Origin of the sequence: Herbidospora daliensis (assembly GCF_001570585.1) — a bacterium.
Classification (GTDB): Bacteria; Actinomycetota; Actinomycetes; order Streptosporangiales; family Streptosporangiaceae; genus Herbidospora; species Herbidospora daliensis.
In genome coordinates, this window is the sequence record NZ_BBXF01000002.1 from 217,594 (window position 1) to 235,973 (window position 18,380).

At 74.1% G+C, this 18,380-nt stretch carries 21 protein-coding genes; 16 read left to right on the forward strand and 5 right to left on the reverse strand.

All coding sequences use genetic code 11. The annotated features are described in order from the left end of the window. Positions 1-101: 101 nt before the first annotated feature. From AW274_RS07275 to AW274_RS07330, 12 genes are read left to right on the forward strand one after another with little or no spacing between them, the layout of a single operon-like run. Entirely contained in the window at positions 102-1,730 is a 1,629-nt protein-coding gene (locus AW274_RS07275) for a carbamoyltransferase family protein (RefSeq protein ID WP_062430320.1), read from the forward strand. Further along, positions 1,727-2,698: a glycosyltransferase family 2 protein gene (locus AW274_RS07280; protein WP_062430321.1), complete on the forward strand. Its 972-nt coding sequence runs from the start codon at positions 1,727-1,729 to the stop codon at positions 2,696-2,698. The genes AW274_RS07275 and AW274_RS07280 overlap by 4 nt, the downstream gene beginning before the upstream one ends. Beyond that, on the forward strand, positions 2,683-3,234 hold the full coding sequence (locus AW274_RS07285) for a D-sedoheptulose-7-phosphate isomerase (protein ID WP_062430322.1): 552 nt from the start codon (positions 2,683-2,685) through the stop codon (positions 3,232-3,234). The genes AW274_RS07280 and AW274_RS07285 overlap by 16 nt, the downstream gene beginning before the upstream one ends. Next, the gene (locus AW274_RS07290; protein WP_062430323.1) at positions 3,231-4,589 is read left to right on the forward strand and encodes a PfkB family carbohydrate kinase; all 1,359 of its coding nucleotides are present in this window, start codon (positions 3,231-3,233) and stop codon (positions 4,587-4,589) included. The genes AW274_RS07285 and AW274_RS07290 overlap by 4 nt, the downstream gene beginning before the upstream one ends. After that, positions 4,571-5,248 carry an SDR family oxidoreductase gene (locus tag AW274_RS07295; RefSeq protein ID WP_062430324.1) on the forward strand — a complete coding sequence of 226 codons (678 nt, stop codon included), beginning with the start codon at positions 4,571-4,573 and terminating at the stop codon, positions 5,246-5,248. Before AW274_RS07290 ends, AW274_RS07295 begins: the two co-directional genes overlap by 19 nt. Continuing rightward, positions 5,239-6,105 carry a glycosyltransferase family 9 protein gene (locus AW274_RS07300; RefSeq protein ID WP_083973922.1) on the forward strand — a complete coding sequence of 289 codons (867 nt, stop codon included), beginning with the start codon at positions 5,239-5,241 and terminating at the stop codon, positions 6,103-6,105. The genes AW274_RS07295 and AW274_RS07300 overlap by 10 nt, the downstream gene beginning before the upstream one ends. Beyond that, entirely contained in the window at positions 6,102-7,046 is a 945-nt protein-coding gene (locus tag AW274_RS07305; protein ID WP_062430325.1) for a UDP-glucuronic acid decarboxylase family protein, read from the forward strand. The genes AW274_RS07300 and AW274_RS07305 overlap by 4 nt, the downstream gene beginning before the upstream one ends. After that, positions 7,043-8,026: a glycosyltransferase family 9 protein gene (locus tag AW274_RS07310; protein ID WP_062430326.1), complete on the forward strand. Its 984-nt coding sequence runs from the start codon at positions 7,043-7,045 to the stop codon at positions 8,024-8,026. The genes AW274_RS07305 and AW274_RS07310 overlap by 4 nt, the downstream gene beginning before the upstream one ends. After that, the gene (locus tag AW274_RS07315; protein ID WP_062430327.1) at positions 8,023-8,928 is read left to right on the forward strand and encodes a glycosyltransferase; all 906 of its coding nucleotides are present in this window, start codon (positions 8,023-8,025) and stop codon (positions 8,926-8,928) included. Before AW274_RS07310 ends, AW274_RS07315 begins: the two co-directional genes overlap by 4 nt. After that, positions 8,925-10,124 carry a glycosyltransferase gene (locus tag AW274_RS07320; RefSeq protein WP_062430328.1) on the forward strand — a complete coding sequence of 400 codons (1,200 nt, stop codon included), beginning with the start codon at positions 8,925-8,927 and terminating at the stop codon, positions 10,122-10,124. The genes AW274_RS07315 and AW274_RS07320 overlap by 4 nt, the downstream gene beginning before the upstream one ends. Beyond that, positions 10,121-10,660: a cysteine hydrolase family protein gene (locus tag AW274_RS07325; RefSeq protein WP_062430329.1), complete on the forward strand. Its 540-nt coding sequence runs from the start codon at positions 10,121-10,123 to the stop codon at positions 10,658-10,660. Before AW274_RS07320 ends, AW274_RS07325 begins: the two co-directional genes overlap by 4 nt. Before the next feature lie 24 nt (positions 10,661-10,684). Further along, entirely contained in the window at positions 10,685-11,311 is a 627-nt protein-coding gene (locus AW274_RS07330; protein ID WP_062430330.1) for a GAF and ANTAR domain-containing protein, read from the forward strand. Here the strand turns inward: AW274_RS07330 and AW274_RS07335 are convergent. Together AW274_RS07335 and AW274_RS07340 are read right to left on the reverse strand one after the other, a co-directional pair. Further along, positions 11,308-12,240, reverse strand: a complete 933-nt coding sequence (locus AW274_RS07335; RefSeq protein WP_062430331.1) for a YihY/virulence factor BrkB family protein — start codon at positions 12,238-12,240, stop codon at positions 11,308-11,310. The genes AW274_RS07330 and AW274_RS07335 overlap by 4 nt on opposite strands. Continuing rightward, on the reverse strand, positions 12,237-12,626 hold the full coding sequence (locus AW274_RS07340; protein WP_062430332.1) for a hypothetical protein: 390 nt from the start codon (positions 12,624-12,626) through the stop codon (positions 12,237-12,239). The genes AW274_RS07335 and AW274_RS07340 overlap by 4 nt, the downstream gene beginning before the upstream one ends. 50 nt (positions 12,627-12,676) lie before the next feature. On the opposite strand from AW274_RS07340, the gene AW274_RS07345 reads away from it, so the two are divergent. Next, a complete protein-coding gene (locus AW274_RS07345; RefSeq protein ID WP_062430333.1) occupies positions 12,677-13,282 on the forward strand; it encodes a flavodoxin family protein in 606 nt (201 codons plus the stop codon). A 4-nt stretch (positions 13,283-13,286) separates the two neighbouring features. Here the strand turns inward: AW274_RS07345 and AW274_RS07350 are convergent, their stop codons facing one another. After that, positions 13,287-13,868, reverse strand: coding sequence for a TIGR03086 family metal-binding protein (locus AW274_RS07350; RefSeq protein WP_062430334.1), 582 nt, complete (start codon positions 13,866-13,868; stop codon positions 13,287-13,289). Between the two features lie 87 nt (positions 13,869-13,955). Here AW274_RS07350 and AW274_RS07355 point away from each other — a divergent pair, with 87 nt between their 5' ends. Next, positions 13,956-14,951 (forward strand): helix-turn-helix transcriptional regulator, encoded by a 996-nt coding sequence (locus AW274_RS07355; RefSeq protein ID WP_062430335.1) that lies wholly within the window; start codon positions 13,956-13,958, stop codon positions 14,949-14,951. Here AW274_RS07355 and AW274_RS07360 read toward each other — a convergent pair. Then, positions 14,916-15,845 (reverse strand): oxidoreductase, encoded by a 930-nt coding sequence (locus AW274_RS07360; RefSeq protein ID WP_062430336.1) that lies wholly within the window; start codon positions 15,843-15,845, stop codon positions 14,916-14,918. The two genes, AW274_RS07355 and AW274_RS07360, sit on opposite strands and share 36 nt — an antisense overlap. Positions 15,846-15,928: 83 nt before the next feature. Here AW274_RS07360 and AW274_RS07365 point away from each other — a divergent pair, with 83 nt between their 5' ends. Further along, entirely contained in the window at positions 15,929-16,480 is a 552-nt protein-coding gene (locus AW274_RS07365; RefSeq protein ID WP_062430337.1) for a TetR/AcrR family transcriptional regulator, read from the forward strand. Between the two features lie 79 nt (positions 16,481-16,559). Beyond that, positions 16,560-17,075: an RICIN domain-containing protein gene (locus AW274_RS07370; protein WP_062430338.1), complete on the forward strand. Its 516-nt coding sequence runs from the start codon at positions 16,560-16,562 to the stop codon at positions 17,073-17,075. On the opposite strand, the gene AW274_RS07375 is transcribed toward AW274_RS07370, so the two are convergent. Beyond that, positions 17,066-18,379 carry an MFS transporter gene (locus AW274_RS07375; RefSeq protein ID WP_062430339.1) on the reverse strand — a complete coding sequence of 438 codons (1,314 nt, stop codon included), beginning with the start codon at positions 18,377-18,379 and terminating at the stop codon, positions 17,066-17,068. The two genes, AW274_RS07370 and AW274_RS07375, sit on opposite strands and share 10 nt — an antisense overlap. Position 18,380 lies beyond the last annotated feature (1 nt).

Here is an 18,380-nt window from a genome sequence, read left to right on the forward strand (position 1 = left end):
CGCCAAACCAGGTGCGGTCGTTTCCGACGCTGGTGAAGCGCTACTCCGAGGAGCGCTTCTCGAGTGGTGTTCTCCACGCGAAAAACGCGAAAGCGGGTCCCATGAGATTTCTGGGAATCAACGCGATCTTCCATGACCCTTCCGCCGCGCTGGTCGTCGACGGGCGGACCGTCGCCGCCGCCGAGGAGGAGCGGTTCAGCAGGCGGAAACACGGCAAACGACCGGTGGCGTTCTCGGCCTGGGAGCTGCCGGAAATGGCGGCGGCCTGGTGCCTGGAGAAGGCGGGGCTGCGGCCGGAGGACCTCGACGGGGTGGCGTACTCCTACGATCCCGCCCTGGTGGAGGAGGACGGGCCGGGTCAGGACGGCGGCTGGGAGATGCTGCGCACCGCCTACGCCGTGCGGGCCCCCGCCTTCTTGGCGACCGCGTTGCCGGGGCTCGACCCCGCGCAGGTGATGTTCGTCCCCCACCACGTCGCCCACGCCGCCTCCGCCGGGCTGGCCGCGCCGTTCGGCGACTGCGCCGTGCTGGTCTGCGACGGCCGCGGCGAGGCGGTCTCCCACCTGGCGGGCGCCTACCGCGACGGCGAGCTGACCGTCCTGGCGAGCCAGGCGCTGCCGCACTCCCTCGGGCTCATGTACGAGGACGTCACCGACCACCTCGGCTTCCTGCGCTCCAGCGACGAGTACAAGGTCATGGCGATGGCCTCCTACGGCACGCCGAAGCACCTCCCCGCGCTCCGCGAGCTGATCGGCGCGACCGGTGACGGCGGCTTCCACGTCGACCCGATCGACTGGAACGTCTTCGCCAAGCAGGTCCCGCGCGGCGGCGCCTGGAACGGCGAGCACGCCGATCTGGCGGCCAGCGTCCAGGCCCGGCTGGAGGAGGTGCTGCTCGACCTGGCCGCGTGGTTGCACGACCGCACCGGCCTCGACCGGCTCGCCCTGGCCGGCGGCGTGGCGCTGAACTGCGTGGCCAACACCCGCCTGTTCGAGCGCAGCCCGTTCCGCGAGGTGTGGGCCCAGCCGGCGGCCGGCGACTCGGGCACCGCCCTGGGCGGCGCGCTCCACCTGGCGAAGACCTACGGCGACCCGGTCGCCCCGATGCCGGGGGCCGACCTGGGCCGGGGCTTCACCGACGCCGAGCTGGCGGCCTGGCTCGACGTCGCCCAGATCCCCTACTCCCGCCCGCCCGACATCGCGGTGGCGGTGGCCGACGCCCTCGCCCAGGACCGGATCGTGGCCTGGTTCCAGGGCCGCAGCGAATACGGGCCGCGTGCGCTGGGCCGCCGGTCGCTGCTGGCCCACCCGGGCAATCCGCGCAACACCGAACGGCTCAACGACGTGAAGGGCCGTGAGCAGTTCCGGCCGGTCGCGCCCATGGTGCTGGAGGACCGGGCCGCCGAGATCTTCTCGCGGGGGCCGGTGCCCAGCCCGTACATGTTGTTCGTGCACGACGTGGCCCCGGTGTGGCGCGACCGCATCCCGGCCGTCGTGCACGTCGACGGGACGGCCCGCATCCAGACGGTGTCGGCGGGGCGCGACCCGCTCATGGCGGCCGTGCTGAACGCCTTCGAGTCGCTGACCGGGCTGCCCGTGGTGGTCAACACGTCGCTGAACACGGCCGGGCGGCCCATGGTCGACGATCCGCGCGACGCCCTGGAGTGCTTCGGGTCGGCGCCGGTCGACGTGCTGGCCCTCGGGCCGTTCCTGGTGCGGAGGTCGGCATGAGCGAACCGGAGATCACCGTCGTCATCCCGACCGTGGGCCGCGGCACGCTGCGCGCGGTCGCCGAGGCGGTGCCGGAACGGTTCCCGCTCATCGTGGTCGACGACCGGCCGTGGCGGCGCGTCGACCGGCTGCCCGTCGGGGAGCCGTCGGCGACGCTCGTCATCCTGCCCTCGGGCGGACGCGGCCCGGCGGCGGCCCGGAACCACGGGTGGCGCGCGGCCTCGACCGAATGGGTCGTCTTCCTCGACGACGACGTGCTGCCGGGGCCCGGATGGGCCGAGAAGCTGGGCGACGACCTGCGCGATCTGCCGCCCGAGGCGGCGGGCTCGCAGGCCCGGATCGTGGTGCCGCTCGACGGGGGCAGGCCGCCGACCGACGCCGAACGCAACACCCTGGGCCTGACCACGGCCCGGTGGATCACCGCCGACATGGCGTTCCGGCGCAGCGCGCTGGCCGCCGTGGGCGGCTTCGACGAACGTTTCCCCCGCGCCTACCGCGAGGACGCCGACCTGGCGCTGCGGCTGACCTCGGCCGGGCACCGGCTGGTGACCGGCCGGCGGACCACCGTCCACCCCGTCAGGGACGAGGGCTTCTGGGCGAGCCTGCGGCGGCAGCGCGGCAACGCCGACGACGCGCTGATGCGCCGGATCCACGGCCCCGGCTGGCGGGCCCGCGTCGGCGCTCCCGGCCGGTTGAGCCAGCACCTGGTGACGACCGCGCTCGGGCTGACCGCCGCCGGCCTGGCCTGGCGCGGCCACCCCGCCGCCGCCCGGCTCGCGTTCGCGGGCTGGGCCGGGCTGACCGCCCGCTTCGCCTGGAGCCGGATCGCCCCGGGACCGAGGACGCCGTCGGAGGTGCTGCGCATGGCCGCGACCAGCGTGCTGATACCGCCCGCCGCCTGCCTGCACCGGCTGGGCGGCGAACTGCGGGTCCGAGTGAGAGGGGGAGGCGCGTGCATCCGCACCTGAACGATCTGACCGCCACGCTGAACCGGCTGGAGCACGAGACGGCCCGCGTCCGCGTGTGGGGCCGCAAGCTGGCCGGCGTCCTCGACGACGGGGGACGCCTGCTGGCCTGCGGAAACGGCGGGTCGGCGGCCGAGGCGCAACATCTGACCGCCGAGCTCGTCGGCCGGTTCCGCGCCGACCGACGGCCGTACGCGGCCATCGCCCTGCACGCCGACACCTCGTCGACCACGGCGATCTGCAACGACTACGGCCCGGAGGAGGTCTTCGCCCGCCAGGTGCGGGCGCACGGACGCCCCGGCGACGTGCTGCTCTCGTTGTCGACCAGCGGGGCCAGCCCGAACGTGCTGGCCGCCACCCGCACCGCCCGCGACTGCGGCCTGATGACCTGGGCGCTGACCGGCCCGCCGCCCAACGACCTGGCGACCCTCTGCGACGACGCGATCCCGGTCCCGTCGGGCAGCCCGTGCGTCGTCCAGGAGGTGCATCTGGTGCTCGTCCACCTGCTGTGCGAGGCGATCGAGGAGGCGCTGCCGTGACCGGACCTCTGGTCGTCATCGGCGACACCCTGCTGGACTGCGATCTCGACGGGCGCAGCGACCGGGTCGCGCCCGACTCGGGTGCGCCCGTGATCGAGGACGCGGCGGAGCGCGTGCGGCCGGGCGGGGCCGGGCTGGCCGCGCTGCTGGCGGCGGCCGACGGCACGCAGGTCGTGCTGGTCACGCCGCTCGGCGACGACCCGGACGGCCGGCTGCTGCACCGCCTGCTGGCCCGGCACCTGATCGTGGTCCCGCTGCCGATGCGCGGCACGACCGTGCGCAAGACCCGGATCAGGGTCGGCGGCGACACGCTCGCCCGGCTCGACTCCGGCGACGGCGTGGCGGGCGAGCTGACCGGCCGGGCGCTGCCGGTGCTGCGGCGGGCGGGCGCGGTCCTCGTCTCCGACTACGGGCGCGGCACCGCCGACCTGGTCGCGAAGCTGCTGCCCGGCCTGGCCGCCGCCCCGGTGGTGTGGGATCCGCACCCGCGCGGCCCGCTGCCGCCCGAGTGCACGATGGTGACCCCGAACCTGGCCGAGACGGCCGCGCTGACCGGTTCCGGCGAGCCCGCCGAGGCGGCCCGCCGCCTGCTGGCCATGCTCGGCGGGGAGGCCGTGGCGGTCACCCTCGGGGCCGAGGGCGCCCGCTTCCACTCCGGCGACCGCGGTTTCCACGTGCCGGTGCCCGAGCCGGTCACGAGCGGCGACACCTGCGGCGCGGGCGACCGGTTCGCCACGGCGGCGGCCGCCGCCCTGCTCGGCGGGGCGACCTGCGCCGAGGCGGCCGTGGCGGCGACCGCGGCGGCCACCGCGTTCGTCGCGGCCGGGGGCGTCGCGACGGTTCCGGTCGCCGCGCCCGAGGGCGACGCCGACGTGCTGCGCCGGGCCGACCGGGTGCGCCGGGCGGGCGGCCGGGTGGTCGCCACCGGCGGCTGCTTCGACCTGCTGCACGCCGGTCACGTCAGCCTGCTGCGCCGGGCCCGGGAGCTCGGCGACCTGCTGGTCGTCTGCCTCAACTCCGACCTGTCGGTGCGCCGCCTCAAGGGCAAGGGCCGCCCGGTCTCCCGGCAGGAGGACCGGATGGCCGTGCTCCACGCGCTGGAGGACGTCGACGGGGTCGTCGTGTTCGACGAGGACACCCCGGCCGAGGTCATCCGCGCCCTGCGGCCCCACGTGTGGGTCAAGGGCTCCGACTACGGCGGCCGGGCGCTGCCCGAGTCGGCGGTGCTGGCCGACGTCGGCGCCGAACTGGTGCTGCTCGACACGGTGCCCGAACGCTCCACCACCCGGCTCATCACGGCCGCCGCCCGACGGCCCGACCTCTGGAAGGAACATCGATGCTGGGAAACATCCTGATCACGGGAGGCGCGTCCGGCCTCGGGCTGGCCACCGCGCGGGCCGTCGCCAAGGCGGGCGGGCGGCCGCTGATCATCGACCGCGCCGTGCCGGAGGACTTCGAGCACGTCCGCGCCGACCTGGCCGACGGCCAGGCGACCGAGGCGGCCGTCCGGTCGCTCGCCCGGTCGGCCGGCGGGCTCGACGGCGTCTTCACCGCCGCCGGGACCGACGCCTGCGGCGCGCTCACCGACGTGCCCGCCGGGACGTGGGAACGCGTCGTGCGGGTGAACCTGCTGGGCACGGCCGCCGTGGTGCGGGCCGCGCTGCCGTTCCTGGTCGAGAGCCGGGGGCGGGTGGTGACCTGCGCGTCCACGCTCGGGATCAAGGCCGTCGGCGACGCCACGGCCTACTGCGCGAGCAAGTTCGGCGTCGTCGGGTTCACCCGGGCGCTGGCGGCGGAACTGGCCGGGACGGTGGGCGTGACGCTGCTGATCCCGGGCGGCATGAGCACCAGCTTCTTCGACGGCCGCCCCGACCAGTACAAACCCGGCCCGGACGCCCAGCTCAACCGCCCCGAGGACGTCGCCGAGACGGTCGTGTTCGCGTTGTCCCAGCCGTCCGGGTGCGAGTTGCGGGAACTGGTCGTCTGCCACTCGATGGAGACGTCGTGGCCCTAGACCTGCTGGTGCTGCGCGGCCTGGGGCTCGGCGACCTGCTCACCGGGCTGCCCGCGCTGCGCGCCCTGCGGCGGGCCTTCCCGGCCCACCGGCTGGTGCTGGCGGCGCCCGCGACGTACCGGGAACTGCTGGGCGGGGAGGCGGACGTGTGGCTCGACGTGCGCGGGCCCGGTCCGGTGCCGGTGACCGGCTGCGACGTCGCGGTCAACCTGCACGGCCGGGGGCCCGAGAGCGTCGCGGCGCTGCGCGCGGCCGAGCCCCGCCTGCTGATGAGCCACACGGCCGGGCCGCCTTGGAACCCGGCCGCGCACGAGGTCGCCAGGTGGTGCGACCTGCTCGGCTGGTACGGCGTGCCCGCCGACCCGGCCGACCTCCGGCTCGGCCCGCACGAGGGCGGCGGGCCGATCGTCGTCCACCCAGGCGCGGCCTTCGCGGCCCGTCGCTGGCCGCCCGAACGGTTCGCCGGCGTGGCCGCCGCGCTGCGCGCCGAAGGACGGCCCGTGGTCGTCACGGCCGGCCCCGGCGAGAGCGGCCTGGCCGCGCGGGTCGCGGGAGACCTGCCGGTGCTGACGCCGACGCTGCCGGAACTGGCCGAGCTGGTGCGCCGGGCCCGGCTGGTGATCTGCGGCGACACCGGCGTGGCCCACCTCGCCGCCGCCTACGGCACGCCGTCGGTGGTGCTGTTCGGCCCCACGCCCCCCTCGGCGTGGGGGCCGCCGCCGGGACCCCACCGGGTCATCTGGCACGGCCGCACGGGCGACCCGCACGGCCGGACCCCCGACCCGGGGCTTCTGGAGATCACGGTGACCGAGGTGCTGGGCGCGGCCCGGGACCGGCTGGAGGTGAGCGTCGCATGAGGACCGTCGTGACCGGCGGGGCCGGGTTCCTCGGCTCCTACCTGTGCGAACGGCTGCTCGACCGGGGCGACGAGGTGGTCTGCCTCGACAACCTGCTCACCGGCGACCCCGAGAACGTCGCCCACCTGATGGAGCGGCCGGGCTTCCGGATGGTCGACTGCGACGTGACCGAGTTCCTGCACGTGTCGGGGCCGGTCGACCTGGTGCTGCACTTCGCCTCGGCCGCGTCCCCGGCCGACTACCTGGCCTATCCCGTCGAGACCCTCAAGGTCGGCAGCACCGGCACCCTCCACACGCTGGGCCTGGCCAGGGAGAAGGGCGCCCGGTTCGTGCTGGCGTCCACCAGCGAGGTCTACGGCGACCCGCTCGAGCACCCGCAGCGGGAGGGCTACTGGGGCAACGTCAACCCGGTCGGCCCCCGCAGCGTGTACGACGAGGCCAAGCGGTTCGGCGAGTCCCTCACCACCGCCTACGGCCACGCCCACGACATGGACACCGCGATCGTCCGCATCTTCAACACCTACGGGCCGCGGATGCGCCCCCACGACGGCCGCGCCATCCCGACGTTCATCCGCCAGGCCCTTGCCGGGGAGCCGATCACGGTCACCGGCAGCGGCGAGCAGACCCGCTCGATCTGCTACGTCGACGACACCGTCGCGGGCATCCTCGCCCTGGCCGACAGCGACTTCGGCGGCCCGGTGAACATCGGCAACCCGGCCGAGACGACCATGACCGAGCTGGCCAGGGAGATCCGCGACCTGGCCGGGTCGTCGTCCCCGATCGTGTACGTCGACCGTCCGGTCGACGACCCGCACCGGCGCTGCCCCGACACCTCACTGGCCGCCGCCCGGCTCGGCTGGCGGCCCTCGGTCCCGGCCACGGCGGGGCTGCGCCGCACGATCCGCTGGTTCGCGGAGGAGAGGGAGCCGACGAGGGGATGAGCGCTCACGTCCTGCTGGCCCGCCTCGACAGCGTCGGGGACGTGCTGCTGATGGGCCCGGCGGTCCGCGCCGTGGCGGCGGGGGCCGACCGGGTGACCCTGCTGGCGGGCCCGCGCGGGCGGTCGGCCGCCGACCTGCTGCCGGGCGTCGACCGGGTGCTGGAGTGGCCGGCGCCCTGGATCGAGCCCGAACCCGACCCGGTCGATCCGGAGCACCTGCGGCTGCTGGTCAAGATGGCCGACGACGTCGACCGGGCGCTGATCTTCACCTCGTTCCACCAGTCGCCGCTGCCGCTGGCGCTGCTGCTGCGGATGGCCGGGGTGCCGTGGATCGGCGCGATCAGCGACGACTACCCGGGCTCGCTGCTCGACCTGCGGCACCGGGTGCCCGACGACATTCCGGAGGCCGAACGCGCCCTCAGCCTGACCACGGCCGCCGGATACACGCCGCGCGGCTTCCATCTGGCGGTGCGGCGGCCGCTGCCCGATCCCGGCCTGCCCGCGGGCTACCTCGTCGTGCATCCGGGCACCTCGGTGCCCGCGCGGGCGTGGCCGCCGGGCCACTGCGCCGAGCTGGTCGAACTGCTCGCCCGGCACGGCCACCCGGTGGTGGTGACCGGCTCCCCCGGCGAACGCGAGCTGACCTCCCGCGTCGCCGGGCGGCACGGCGTCGACCTCGGCGGGCGCACCACCCTGGAAGAACTGGCCGGGGTGCTGGCCGGGGCCCGCGTGGTGGTGGCCGGGAACACCGGCCCCGCCCACCTGGCCGCCGCCGTCGGCACGCCCGTCGTGTCACTGTTCGCGCCGACGGTGCCCGCCGTCAGGTGGGCGCCCTACGGAGTCCCGCACCGGCTGCTGGGCGACCAGCACGCCGCCTGCGCCGGGACCCGGGCCACGGTCTGCCCGGTCGCCGGGCACCCGTGCCTGAGCTCGGTGGTCCCGGCCGAGGTGTACGAGGCGATCGAGGAGGTCCGGCGATGAGGATCCTGGCCTGGCACGTGCACGGCTCCTGGATGACGGCGTTCGTCCACGGCCCGCACGACTACCTGGTCCCGGTCACCCCCGACCGTGGCCCCTACGGCAGGGGCCGCGCCCGCACCTACGACTGGCCGGCCAACGCTCGCGAGGTCGCCCCGGAGCGGCTGCGCGACGAGCACGTGGACGTCGTCGTCCTCCAGCGCCCCGACGAGCTGGAGCTGGCCCGCCGCTGGCTGGGCCGCGACGTGCCGTGGGTGTACGTCGAGCACAACACCCCGCCCGACGTGCGGACCCGCCACCCCATGGCCGACCGGGGCGGGCCGCTCGTGCACGTCACCCACTTCAACCGCCTCTTCTGGGACAACGGCCGGGCCGCCGCCACCGTGATCGAGCACGGCGTGCCCGACCCCGGCGGGCGCTACACCGGCGAGCTCGCCCGGTCGGCCGCCGTGATCAACGAGCCGGTCCGCCGGACCCGCGTGGCCGGCACCGACCTGCTGCCCCTCTTCTCGCCCGTGGACGTCTTCGGCATCGGCACCGAGGCGCTGGAGAACGGCCAGGGCGACCTCCCCCACGACCGCATGCTGACCGAACTGGCGCGGCGGCGGGTCTACGTCCATCCGTACCGGTGGACCTCGCTCGGGCTGTCGCTGCTGGAGGCGATGGCCCTCGGCATGCCCGTCGTCGCGGTCGCCTCGACCGAGGCCGGGGAGGCCGTGCCGCCCGAGGCGGGCGTGTTGTCCACCGACCCCCACCGGCTCGCCGAGGCGGCGCGGCAGTTCGCCGCCGACCCCGATCTCGCCCGCCACGCGGGTGAGGCGGCCCGCGCGGCGGCCCTCGGCCGCTACGGACTCGACCGGTTCCTCGCCGACTGGGACCGGCTGCTCAAGGAGGTGGTGCGATGAGGATCGCGATGGTTTCGGAGCACGCCAGCCCGCTGGCCGGGCTGGGCACCCCGGACGCGGGCGGCCAGAACGTCCACGTGGCGGCGCTGGCGACCGCGCTCGCGGCGCTCGGCCACGAGGTCACCGTCTACACCCGTAGAGACGACCCCGGCCTGCCCGAACGGGTGCCGCTCTGCCCCGGCGTCACGGTCGCCCACGTGCCCGCCGGGCCGCCGGCGCCGATCCCGAAGGACGACATCCTGCCGTGGGTGCCCGACTTCGCCTCCTGGTTGCGGGAGCAGTGGGCCTTCGAGCGGCCCGACGTGGCGCACAGCCACTTCTGGATGAGCGGCCTGGCCACGCTCGGCGCGGCCGGGCGGCTGGGCGTGCCGGTCGCGCACACCTTCCACGCGCTGGGCACCGTCAAGCGGCGCCACCAGGGCCCGGCCGACACCAGCCCGGCCGAGCGCATCGCCGCCGAGACGGCCATCGGCCGCGCCGCCGACGTGATCGTCTCGACCTGCCCCGACGAGGTCGACGAGCTGGCCCGGATGGGGGTGCCCCGCCACCGCGCCCGCGTGGTGCCGTGCGGGGTCGACCTCGGCCTGTTCCGTCCCGGCGAGCCCGGTGAACGCCGGGCGCGGCCGAGGTTGTTGTCGATCGGGCGGCTGGTGCCGCGCAAGGGCGTCGACACGGTGATCCAGGCGCTGCCGTACCTGCCGGACGCCGAGCTGGTCATCGGCGGCGGGCGGCCCGTCGACGACCTCGACCACGACGAGGAGGCGACCCGGCTACGGGCCGAGGCCGGCCGCGTCGGCGTGGCCGACCGGGTGACCTTCACCGGCCAGGTGGCGCGCGATGACGTGCCGGGCCTGATGCGCTCGGCCGCCGCCGTGGTCTGCGTGCCCTGGTACGAGCCCTTCGGCATGGTCGTGCTGGAGGCGATGGCCTGCGGGGTGCCGGTGATCGCGTCGGCGGTCGGCGGCCAGAAGGACACCGTGGTCAACGAGGTGACCGGCCTGCTGGTGCCGCCGCGCCGGCCGACGGCCGTCGCCGGGGCGGTCCGGCGACTGCTGGACGACCCCCTGGAGAGCGACTCGTTCGGGATCGCCGGAGCCGACCGCGCCGCCACCCGCTACGGCTGGGACCGGGTGGCGCGGGACACCGTCGCCGCCTACGCCCAGGCGATGCGCCGCGTGGAACGCACGGCCTCATGAGCGGCTCCTCGACCGCGGTCATCGTGATGGACGTGCTCAACCCCTACGACCACGAGGACGCCGAGGCGCTGGCCGCCAACGTGGAGGGGACGATCGGCCCGATCAGCGGGCTGATCGACAAGGCCAGGCGGGCCGGCGTGGAGCTGATCTTCGTCAACGACAACCACGGCGACTTCAGCGCCACCCGCGACGACCTGATCCGGCGCGCCCTGGCGGGCCGGCGGCCCGACCTGGTCGAACCGCTGGTGCCGCCGGGGAACTTCGCGTTCCTGCCGAAGGTCCGCCACAGCGTCTTCTACGGCACCCCGCTGGAGTACGCGCTCAACCGCGAGCACGTCGAGACGGTCGTCCTGGCGGGCCAGGTGACCGAGCAGTGCGTGCTCTACAGCGCCCTCGACGCCTACGTGCGCGAGTTCACGGTGCGGATCGCCGTCGACGGCGTGGCGGCCATCCACGACGACCTCGGGACGGCGGCCCTGCGCATGATGGAGCGGAACATGCGGGCCGACCTGCTCCCGGCCGCCGACTGCCTGTGACCGACTGCCTGTGACGGAGATCTGATGCGAGACGACGTGCTCCACGCCCTGGCCGACGAGGCGGCGGCGATGTCGGGTGGCTGCGGCGCGACGGCGGCGGTCTGGGCCCATTCAGGTGCCACGAGCGCGCTGGTCGCCTCCCAGCCGGAACTCGGGGAGCTGGTCGAACTCGAGCACCTCCTCGGCGACGGCCCCGGCCTGGCCGCCCTGCGCTCGGAGCGGCCGGTGACCGTGCCCGACCTCGCCCGCGACCCCCGCTGGGTCAGGTTCGGGCGGGAGGCCCTCGCGCGCGGCCTGCGCGGCTGCGTGGCGGCCTCGGGCCAGGATTCGGGGGTGACCGCCGTGATCACCGTCTACGGCCTGCGCCCGGGTGAGCCCGGCGAGGCGGCGGCCCCGTTCGTCGTGTCCCTGGCCCGGCAGGCGGCCCGGCTCTCGACCCTGGCCGACGCCGAGGAGCGGCACCTGCGCGAGGTGCGCCACCTCCGCCAGACCATGGAGGGCCGGGAGACGATCGAGCAGGCCAAGGGCATGCTCATGCAGGCGCTCGGGGTGGACGCCGAGCAGGCCTTCGCCGAGCTGCGCCGCACCTCCCAGAACGCCCACCTGAAGCTCAGAGACGTGGCCGAACGCCTCATCGCCAGGGAGATCTAGAGCTTGCGGGTGTCGCGGGGCTCGACGTAGGGCTCCTGGTCGGCGGGCTGCCCGGCGGCGATGGCGCGGCCCCGGGCGATCTCGGCGTCGAACTCGACCCCGAGCAGGATCGCGATGTTGGTGATCCACAACCAGATGAGGAAGACCACGACCCCGGCCAGCGTCGCGTACGTCTTGCTGTAGGACCCGAAGTTGGCCACGTAGAAGCCGAACAGGCCCGAGGCGACGATCCAGCCGATGACCGCCACGGTGCTGCCGGGGGTGATCCACCGGAAGCCGGGATGCTCGACGTTGGGCGCGAACCAGTAGAGCAGCGCCAGCACGAAGATGAAAACGACCACCAGCACCGGCCACTTGGCGATGTTCCATATGGTCAGGCCGGTGTCGCCGATGCCGAGCACCCGCCCGGCCTGCTCGGCCAGGCTGCCGGTGAACACCACGGCGACGGCGCCGGCCGCCATCATCACGACCAGCACCGCGGTGATGCCCAGGCGGAGCGGCAGGGTCTTCCAGATGGGGCGGCCCTCGGGCATCTCGTACATGATGTTGGCGGCCCGCATGAACGCCCCCACGTAGCCCGACGCCGACCAGAGTGCGACGGCGAGCCCGATGACGGTGGCGACCCCGGCCGCTCCCTGGCTGCCCTGCAGCGACTGGAGCACCGTGTCGATGATCTCCCGCGCCGGGCCGGGCGCGATGGCGCTCAGGTTCTCGGAGATCGGCCGGGTGGCCGACTGGCCGAACAGTCCCAGCAGCGACACCACGGCCAGCAGGGCCGGGAAGATCGACAGGATCGCGTAGTAGGTCAGCGCCGCGGCCCAGTCGGTGATCTTGTCCTCCTGGAACTCCGCGACGGTGCGCCGGAGCACCTGCCACCAGGAGCGTCTGAGCACTTGGGTGGGGCGGTCGGGCACCTGCGGCTGGGTCATGGACCTCCGCTACCCGGAGCCCTGGCGAGCAGTCGTTCCATCAGGGCCTTCGGGTCGGCGACCGTCACCGTGAGGCCGGGATGGCGCAGCGGCCCGATCGGGCGGCGGAAGCGCAGGCAGACGCCCTGCCGGGTGCTCGTGCCGAAGGTCAGCCCCCGGTCGGCGAGCGACATCCGGGGCCCGATGGCCTTGATCGCCGAGTAGGGCCCGCTCAGCTCGGCCCCGGCCAGGTTGGCGAGGTCGGTCTGCGCCTTCCAGGGCCCGAACCTCACCCTGACGGCGTCGTCGGTCACCACCACCTGGCAGGTGCCGGGACGGATCCCGATGAACCCCAGGAACCGGCGGTAGCGGTCGTCGAATTCGAAGTCGAACACGTCGTTGGTCATGATTTCGCCCTACCCGGGATCAGGGAGACGTCCCGGGGCAGGGGGAGCTCATGAAGGCACTGGTCATCAACTGCACGCTCAAGCCGTCGCCCGCGCCGTCGAACACGCAGGCCCTCGCCGACGTCGTCATCGCCGAACTCGGCCGCAGAGGTGTGGAGGTCGAGACGGTACGCGCGGTCGACCTGAACCTGCTGCCCGGCGTCCAGACCGACATGGGGCCGGGCGACGACTGGCCCGCCGTCCACGACAAGGTGCTCGAATCGGAGATCCTCGTCATCGCCACCCCCACCTGGGTGGGTCACCCGTCGTCGGTCGCCCAGCGGGTGATCGAGCGGATGGACGCCATGATCTCCGAGACCGACGACGAGGGGCGGCCGGTGGCGTACAACCGGGTGGCCGGCGTGGTCAACACGGGCAACGAGGACGGCGCCCACCACGTCATCAGCGAGATCTGCGGGGCCCTGATCGACATCGGCTTCACGATCCCCGGCCAGGCGTGGACCTACTGGCACCTGGGTCCCGGCGCGGGCCCGAACTACCTCGACGACCAGCGCGGCCACGACTGGTCCGACAAGACCGGCCGCGCCATGGCGGCCAACCTCGTCTCCGTCGCGGCGGCCCTGGCCGCCGAGCCGATCGGCGTCCCGCCGGAGTGACCGGCTACGCGGGGGTGCGGCCGAGGTAACGGAGCAGCTCGTCGGCGACGGGGGTGGCCGAGGAGTCTCCGCCGGCCTCGACGACGGCGGCGTAGGCGCCCCACTGGCGCAGCGGCTCGACGACCTGCCGCGCGGCGTCGAGCAGGTGGCCGGCGACCTCGTCGCCGATCGGCGACGGCTGACCGGTGGCGATGGCCACGTCCCAGGCGTGGACGAGGGCGTCGAGCGCGCACATCACCATCGCGACCGGCGTGGGCAGTTCGCCGTGCGGCAGCGGCGTCGGCACGGTCGCGGTGTCGTCGGACACCGTGGCCCACGCCGCCGTCCCCACCTCGACCGCGTTCTTCACCAGCTCCGCCGCGCCACCCTCGATTGAGCCCGAGGGCGAGAAGGGGTCGTAGGCCGGGCCGGGGCCGACGCCGAGCGCGCCGGCCCACACGAGCTGGTCGGCGGCGGCGTGCTGGACGACCTGCGCGACCGTCCACTGCGAGCACGGGGTGGCGGCGTCCCACTGGTCGTCGTGCACACCCGCGACGGCGTTCTCCAGAGCCTGGTACGAGATGGCCAGAACCTCACGAGCGTTCATGGTTGCGCCTTTCGTTCTCGTTCGTGCTGATGAGACAAGGCTATGAGCCCATTAGGCTAGATTCCTTCCTAATAGGGCGAGGATGAGATGGCCCAGACGACGACCCGGGTGCTCCGCCTGCTGTCGCTGCTGCAAGACCGCTCGCAGACCGGCCGTGAGCTGGCCGAACGCCTCGGCGTCACCGAACGCACCCTGCGGCAGGACATCCAGCGGCTGCGCGAACTCGGCTATCCGGTCCACGCCGCGCGCGGCGCGGTGGGCGGCTACCGGCTCGGCCAGGGCGCGACGATGCCCCCACTGCTGCTCGACGACGACGAGGCGGTGGCCGTCGCGGTCGCCGTCGGCCTGGCCGAAGACGGCTCCAGCGGCATCGCCGACATCGACGCCAGCCTCAAGCGGGCGCTGGCCAAGCTCCAGCGCATCCTGCCCAAGCACCTGCAGCGCAAGGTGTCGGCGCTGCGGTCGGCCACCGCCGTCGGGCCCGCCACGGTCGGCTCCCGCGAACCCGACGCCCCCGTGCCCGCCGCGACCCTCACCGTGGTCGCGGGCGCGATCCGCGACCACGCGACCCTGCTGACCTCCCACGACGACGCCGAGATCGAGGTCGAGCCCTACCGGCTGATCAGCTGGCGGCGGCGCTGGTTCCTGGTCGCCTACGACCTCGGCACGCACACCTGGCGGGCGCTGCCCGTGGCCGGTCTGTCGTCCGTGCGCGCGGGGTCGCGCCGGTTCGCGGCCCGGTCGCTGCCCGAGCACGACCTGGTCGCCTTCGTGCTGCGCGAGGTGGCGCAGACGGGCTGGAAGGTGCAGGCGCGCGTGACCGTGCTCGCCCCGGCCGAGACCGTGATCGCCCGCATCAACCCGGCCGTCGGCTTCGTCGAGCCGGTCGACGCCGAAACCAGCGTGCTGGTCACCGGCGCGGACGCCCTGGAGACCATCGCCATCTACCTGAGCATGCTGATGATGGACTTCCGCGTCGACGGCCCGCCGGAGCTGGTCGCGCACGTCCGCACCATCGCCCGCCGCTACACCGAGGCCCTCGGTGGTTCAGACGGGGAACCGCACCCCGGTCAGCTCCTCTGACAGCGCCCACAACCGGTGCTGGGCCGCCTCGTCGTACGACCGGGCGCTCGACCTCACCACCTTCGGGTGTCCCCTGCTCTCCTGGAAGCCGTCAGGGCCGAAGTACCGACCGCCCTCGACGCCGGGGTCGGTCGCGGCGCGCAGCGAGGGCAGCGCCCCCATCGCGGCCGGCTGGATCAGGAACGGCCGGACCAGCGCGAAGAAGGCCCGGAAGTAGAGGGGCTGCCGCGACACCGACGACCGGGACCCGCCGGTGTCGGAGCCGCCCGGGTGGGCCGCGACGGCGACGGTCCCGGTGCCGGAGAGCCGCCGCTGGAGTTCGTAGGTGAACATCAGGTTGGCCAGCTTGGAGTTGCCGTACGCGGCCACACGGTTGTAGTCGCGGGTGGTCCAGGCGAGGTCGTCGAAGTCGATCGGGCCGCCCTGCCGGTGGCCCGCGCTGCTGACGGTGACCACGCGCGAGCCCTGTACCGGCAGCATCAGGTCGAGCAGCAGGCCGGTGAGGGCGAAGTGGCCCAGGTGGTTGACGCCGAACTGGGTCTCGAAGCCGTCGGCGGTGGTGGTGCGGGGGGCGTACATGAGACCCGCGTTGTTGACCAGCAGGTCGAGCCGGTCGTGGGCGGCCCGCAGTTCGGCCGCGGCGGCGCGGATCGACGCCAGCGAGGCGAGGTCGAGGCGCTGCACGGTGACGTCGGCCGCCGGGCTCGCCGCGGTGATCTCGGCCGCCGCCCGTTTGCCCTTGTCGGCGTCGCGGACGGCGAGCACGACGGACGCCCCCCGCGCGGCGAGCACCTTGGCGGTCTCGAAGCCGATGCCGGTGTTGCCTCCGGTGACCACGGCGACGCGCCCCCGCTGATCGGGCACGTCGGCGGCGGTCCAGCGTGATGAGGGCATGGATCCTCCGGGATAGAATCGGGGCGATCGTTCCGTTTAGCACCATACCGGAACGTGCGCCCCGTTTGCCGAGGAGGACCCGAGTGACCGACAAGCGGCTCCGCGCCGACGCCGCCCGCAACCGCGCCCGCGTGCTGCGGGTCGCCTACGAGACCTTCGCCGAGGAGGGCGCGGGCGTGCCGATCGACGAGATCGCCCGCCGCGCGGGGGTCGGCGCGGGCACGATCTACCGGCACTTCCCCACCAAGGAGTCCCTGTTCCAGGCGATCGTGGCCGACCGGCTGCGGCAGGTCGTCGAGCACACCCGCGAGCAGGCGGCGGCCGACCCCGGCGAGGGCCTGTTCGCCTTCCTCTTCCACCTGGCCGAACAGGGCGCGACCGACCTGGGCCTCACCGAGGCGTTCGCGGGCGTCGGCGTCGACCTGGCCACCTCGCTCCCGGAGGCCGAACGGGAGTTCACCGACCTGATGACCGGCCTGCTCGCCCGCGCGCAGCGCGCCGGGACGGTACGCCGCGACGTCGACGTCGACGACGTCCGGACCCTGATCGTCGGCCTCCAGGCGATGCGGCGGTTCCGCGGCGAGCGGGCCGACCGCCTCTACCCGATGATCCGGGCCGGGCTCGCCCCCAGATGAGTAGTGGGCTACTCATGTGGACCGTGCCAACAGCCCGCAGCCTGGTCTCACCCAGTCCCATCGAGAAAGGGAGAGACCCATGCTCCGCAACCTCGTTCGTGCCGGTGTGGCGTTCATGGCCGTGGCCGGCGTCGCCCTGGCGACCGTGCCCGCCGCGCAGGCGTCCAGCGGCTACTACGTCCAGAACCAGCAGACCTCGCTCTGCGCCACCATCGCGGGCGGCGTCTCCACCGCCAACAACGTGCAGGCGGTCCAGTACTACTGCGACTCCCACGGCTCGCGGCGCTGGAGCCTCGCGCCCGGCGTCGGCGGCGGCGTCAAGCTCCAGAACGTCTACACCGGCAAGTGCCTCAGCCCCGCCGGCGGCGTCTCCACCGACAACAACCTGCCGATCGTCCAGTTCGACTGCGACAACCACAACTCGCGGTCCTGGCACCTCAACTACACCGGCACGCCCGGCCTCTACAAGCTGCAGAACGTGCAGACGGGCAAGTGCCTGACCGTCGCGGGCGGCGTCTCCACCGCCCCGAACATCTCGCTCGTGCAGTTCACCTGCGACAGCCACCCCTCGCGCGCCTGGTACGTCTACCTGTGACCGGCCGGGGCCGGGTGGGACGGCCTCCGTTCCATCCGGCCCGCGGGCTCGTTCAGGTCGCGGTCGCGGGTCTCCGGGGCCAGGGCCACGGCGACGAAGCAGACCAGCGCGCAGCCCGCCATCAGGATCGCGACCGGCCATGACGCCCCGCCCGCCGCCGCGACCAGCGCCGTGGCCACCAGCGGGGCCGGGCCGCTGACCAGCGCCGCCGCCCATTCGCGCACGACGGCGACGCCGCTGTACCGGTAGCGGGTGTCGAACAACTCGGCGAACAGCGCGGCCTGCGCGGAGAACAACGCCGATACGCCCACCCCGTACGCCACCGCCACCGACCCCACGATCAGCACCGGGTGACCGGTGTCGACCAGCCAGAACATCGGGAACGAGAACACCAGCAGGAAGGCCGCCCCGCCGAGGAACACCGGCCGCCGCCCGACCCGGTCGCTGAGCAGGCCGAACAGCGGGCCGGTCACGATCGACAGGCCCGACGAGGCGAGGTTGGCGATCAGCGCCACCGTCGGGGAGACGCCGAGGGTCCGGGTGACGTACGACAACACGAACACCTGGATCAGGTAGCCGATCGCGCTGAACGGCGCGTTGGCCAGGAAGGCGATGAGCACGCTGCGCGGCTGCCGCCGCAGCACCTCCAGCATGGGGAACCGGCTGCGCCCTCGCTGACGCTCCCGCTCGAACACCGCCGACTCCGGCAGCCGCGACCTGACCCACAGGCCGATGCCGACCCCCACGACGCTGAGCAGGAACGGCACCCGCCAGGCCCACGCCTCGAAGCCGGGCAGCGCCGACACCAGCGTGAACACGAGCGTGGCCAGCACCATGCCGATGGCCACCCCCATCCCGGGCAGTGAGGCCCACAGACCGCGCCGCCGGGGTTCGCTCGCCTCGGCCGCGACGACCAGCGCCCCGGCGTACTCGGCGCCCGCGCCGAAGCCCTGCGCCACCCGGAGCACCACGAGCAGGATCGGCGCGAGCACGCCGGCGCTCTCGTAGGTCGGCAGCAGCCCGATGCCCGCCGTCGACACGCCCATCAGCACCAGCGTGGCGGCCAGCATCGGCTTGCGGCCCACCCGGTCGCCGAAGTGGCTGAACACCGCGCCGCCGATCGGCCGGGCCAGGAAGCCCACGGCGAAGGCGGCCATCGAGCCGAGCGTGCCCGCGATCGGGCTGCTGGAGGGGAAGAACTGATCGTTGAAGACGAGCGCGGCGGCCAGCCCGAAGAGGGCGAAGTCGTAGAACTCCACGACGCTGCCCACCACGGCGGCGCTCACGACGCGTTTCGCGGTCATG

Bases quoted from the DNA above. Each gene is read 5' to 3' on its own strand.
- AW274_RS07275 (WP_062430320.1), top strand. From the start codon at position 102: ATGAGATTTCTGGGAATCAACGCGATCTTCCATGACCCTTCCGCCGCG.
- AW274_RS07280 (WP_062430321.1), top strand. From the start codon at position 1,727: ATGAGCGAACCGGAGATCACCGTCGTCATCCCGACCGTGGGCCGCGGC.
- AW274_RS07295 (WP_062430324.1), top strand. From the start codon at position 4,571: ATGCTGGGAAACATCCTGATCACGGGAGGCGCGTCCGGCCTCGGGCTG.
- AW274_RS07305 (WP_062430325.1), top strand. From the start codon at position 6,102: ATGAGGACCGTCGTGACCGGCGGGGCCGGGTTCCTCGGCTCCTACCTG.
- AW274_RS07310 (WP_062430326.1), top strand. From the start codon at position 7,043: ATGAGCGCTCACGTCCTGCTGGCCCGCCTCGACAGCGTCGGGGACGTG.
- AW274_RS07315 (WP_062430327.1), top strand. From the start codon at position 8,023: ATGAGGATCCTGGCCTGGCACGTGCACGGCTCCTGGATGACGGCGTTC.
- AW274_RS07320 (WP_062430328.1), top strand. From the start codon at position 8,925: ATGAGGATCGCGATGGTTTCGGAGCACGCCAGCCCGCTGGCCGGGCTG.
- AW274_RS07325 (WP_062430329.1), top strand. From the start codon at position 10,121: ATGAGCGGCTCCTCGACCGCGGTCATCGTGATGGACGTGCTCAACCCC.
- AW274_RS07330 (WP_062430330.1), top strand. From the start codon at position 10,685: ATGCGAGACGACGTGCTCCACGCCCTGGCCGACGAGGCGGCGGCGATG.
- AW274_RS07335 (WP_062430331.1), bottom strand. From the start codon at position 12,240: ATGACCCAGCCGCAGGTGCCCGACCGCCCCACCCAAGTGCTCAGACGC.
- AW274_RS07340 (WP_062430332.1), bottom strand. From the start codon at position 12,626: ATGACCAACGACGTGTTCGACTTCGAATTCGACGACCGCTACCGCCGG.
- AW274_RS07345 (WP_062430333.1), top strand. From the start codon at position 12,677: ATGAAGGCACTGGTCATCAACTGCACGCTCAAGCCGTCGCCCGCGCCG.
- AW274_RS07350 (WP_062430334.1), bottom strand. From the start codon at position 13,868: ATGAACGCTCGTGAGGTTCTGGCCATCTCGTACCAGGCTCTGGAGAAC.
- AW274_RS07355 (WP_062430335.1), top strand. From the start codon at position 13,956: ATGGCCCAGACGACGACCCGGGTGCTCCGCCTGCTGTCGCTGCTGCAA.
- AW274_RS07360 (WP_062430336.1), bottom strand. From the start codon at position 15,845: ATGCCCTCATCACGCTGGACCGCCGCCGACGTGCCCGATCAGCGGGGG.
- AW274_RS07370 (WP_062430338.1), top strand. From the start codon at position 16,560: ATGCTCCGCAACCTCGTTCGTGCCGGTGTGGCGTTCATGGCCGTGGCC.
- AW274_RS07375 (WP_062430339.1), bottom strand. From the start codon at position 18,379: ATGACCGCGAAACGCGTCGTGAGCGCCGCCGTGGTGGGCAGCGTCGTG.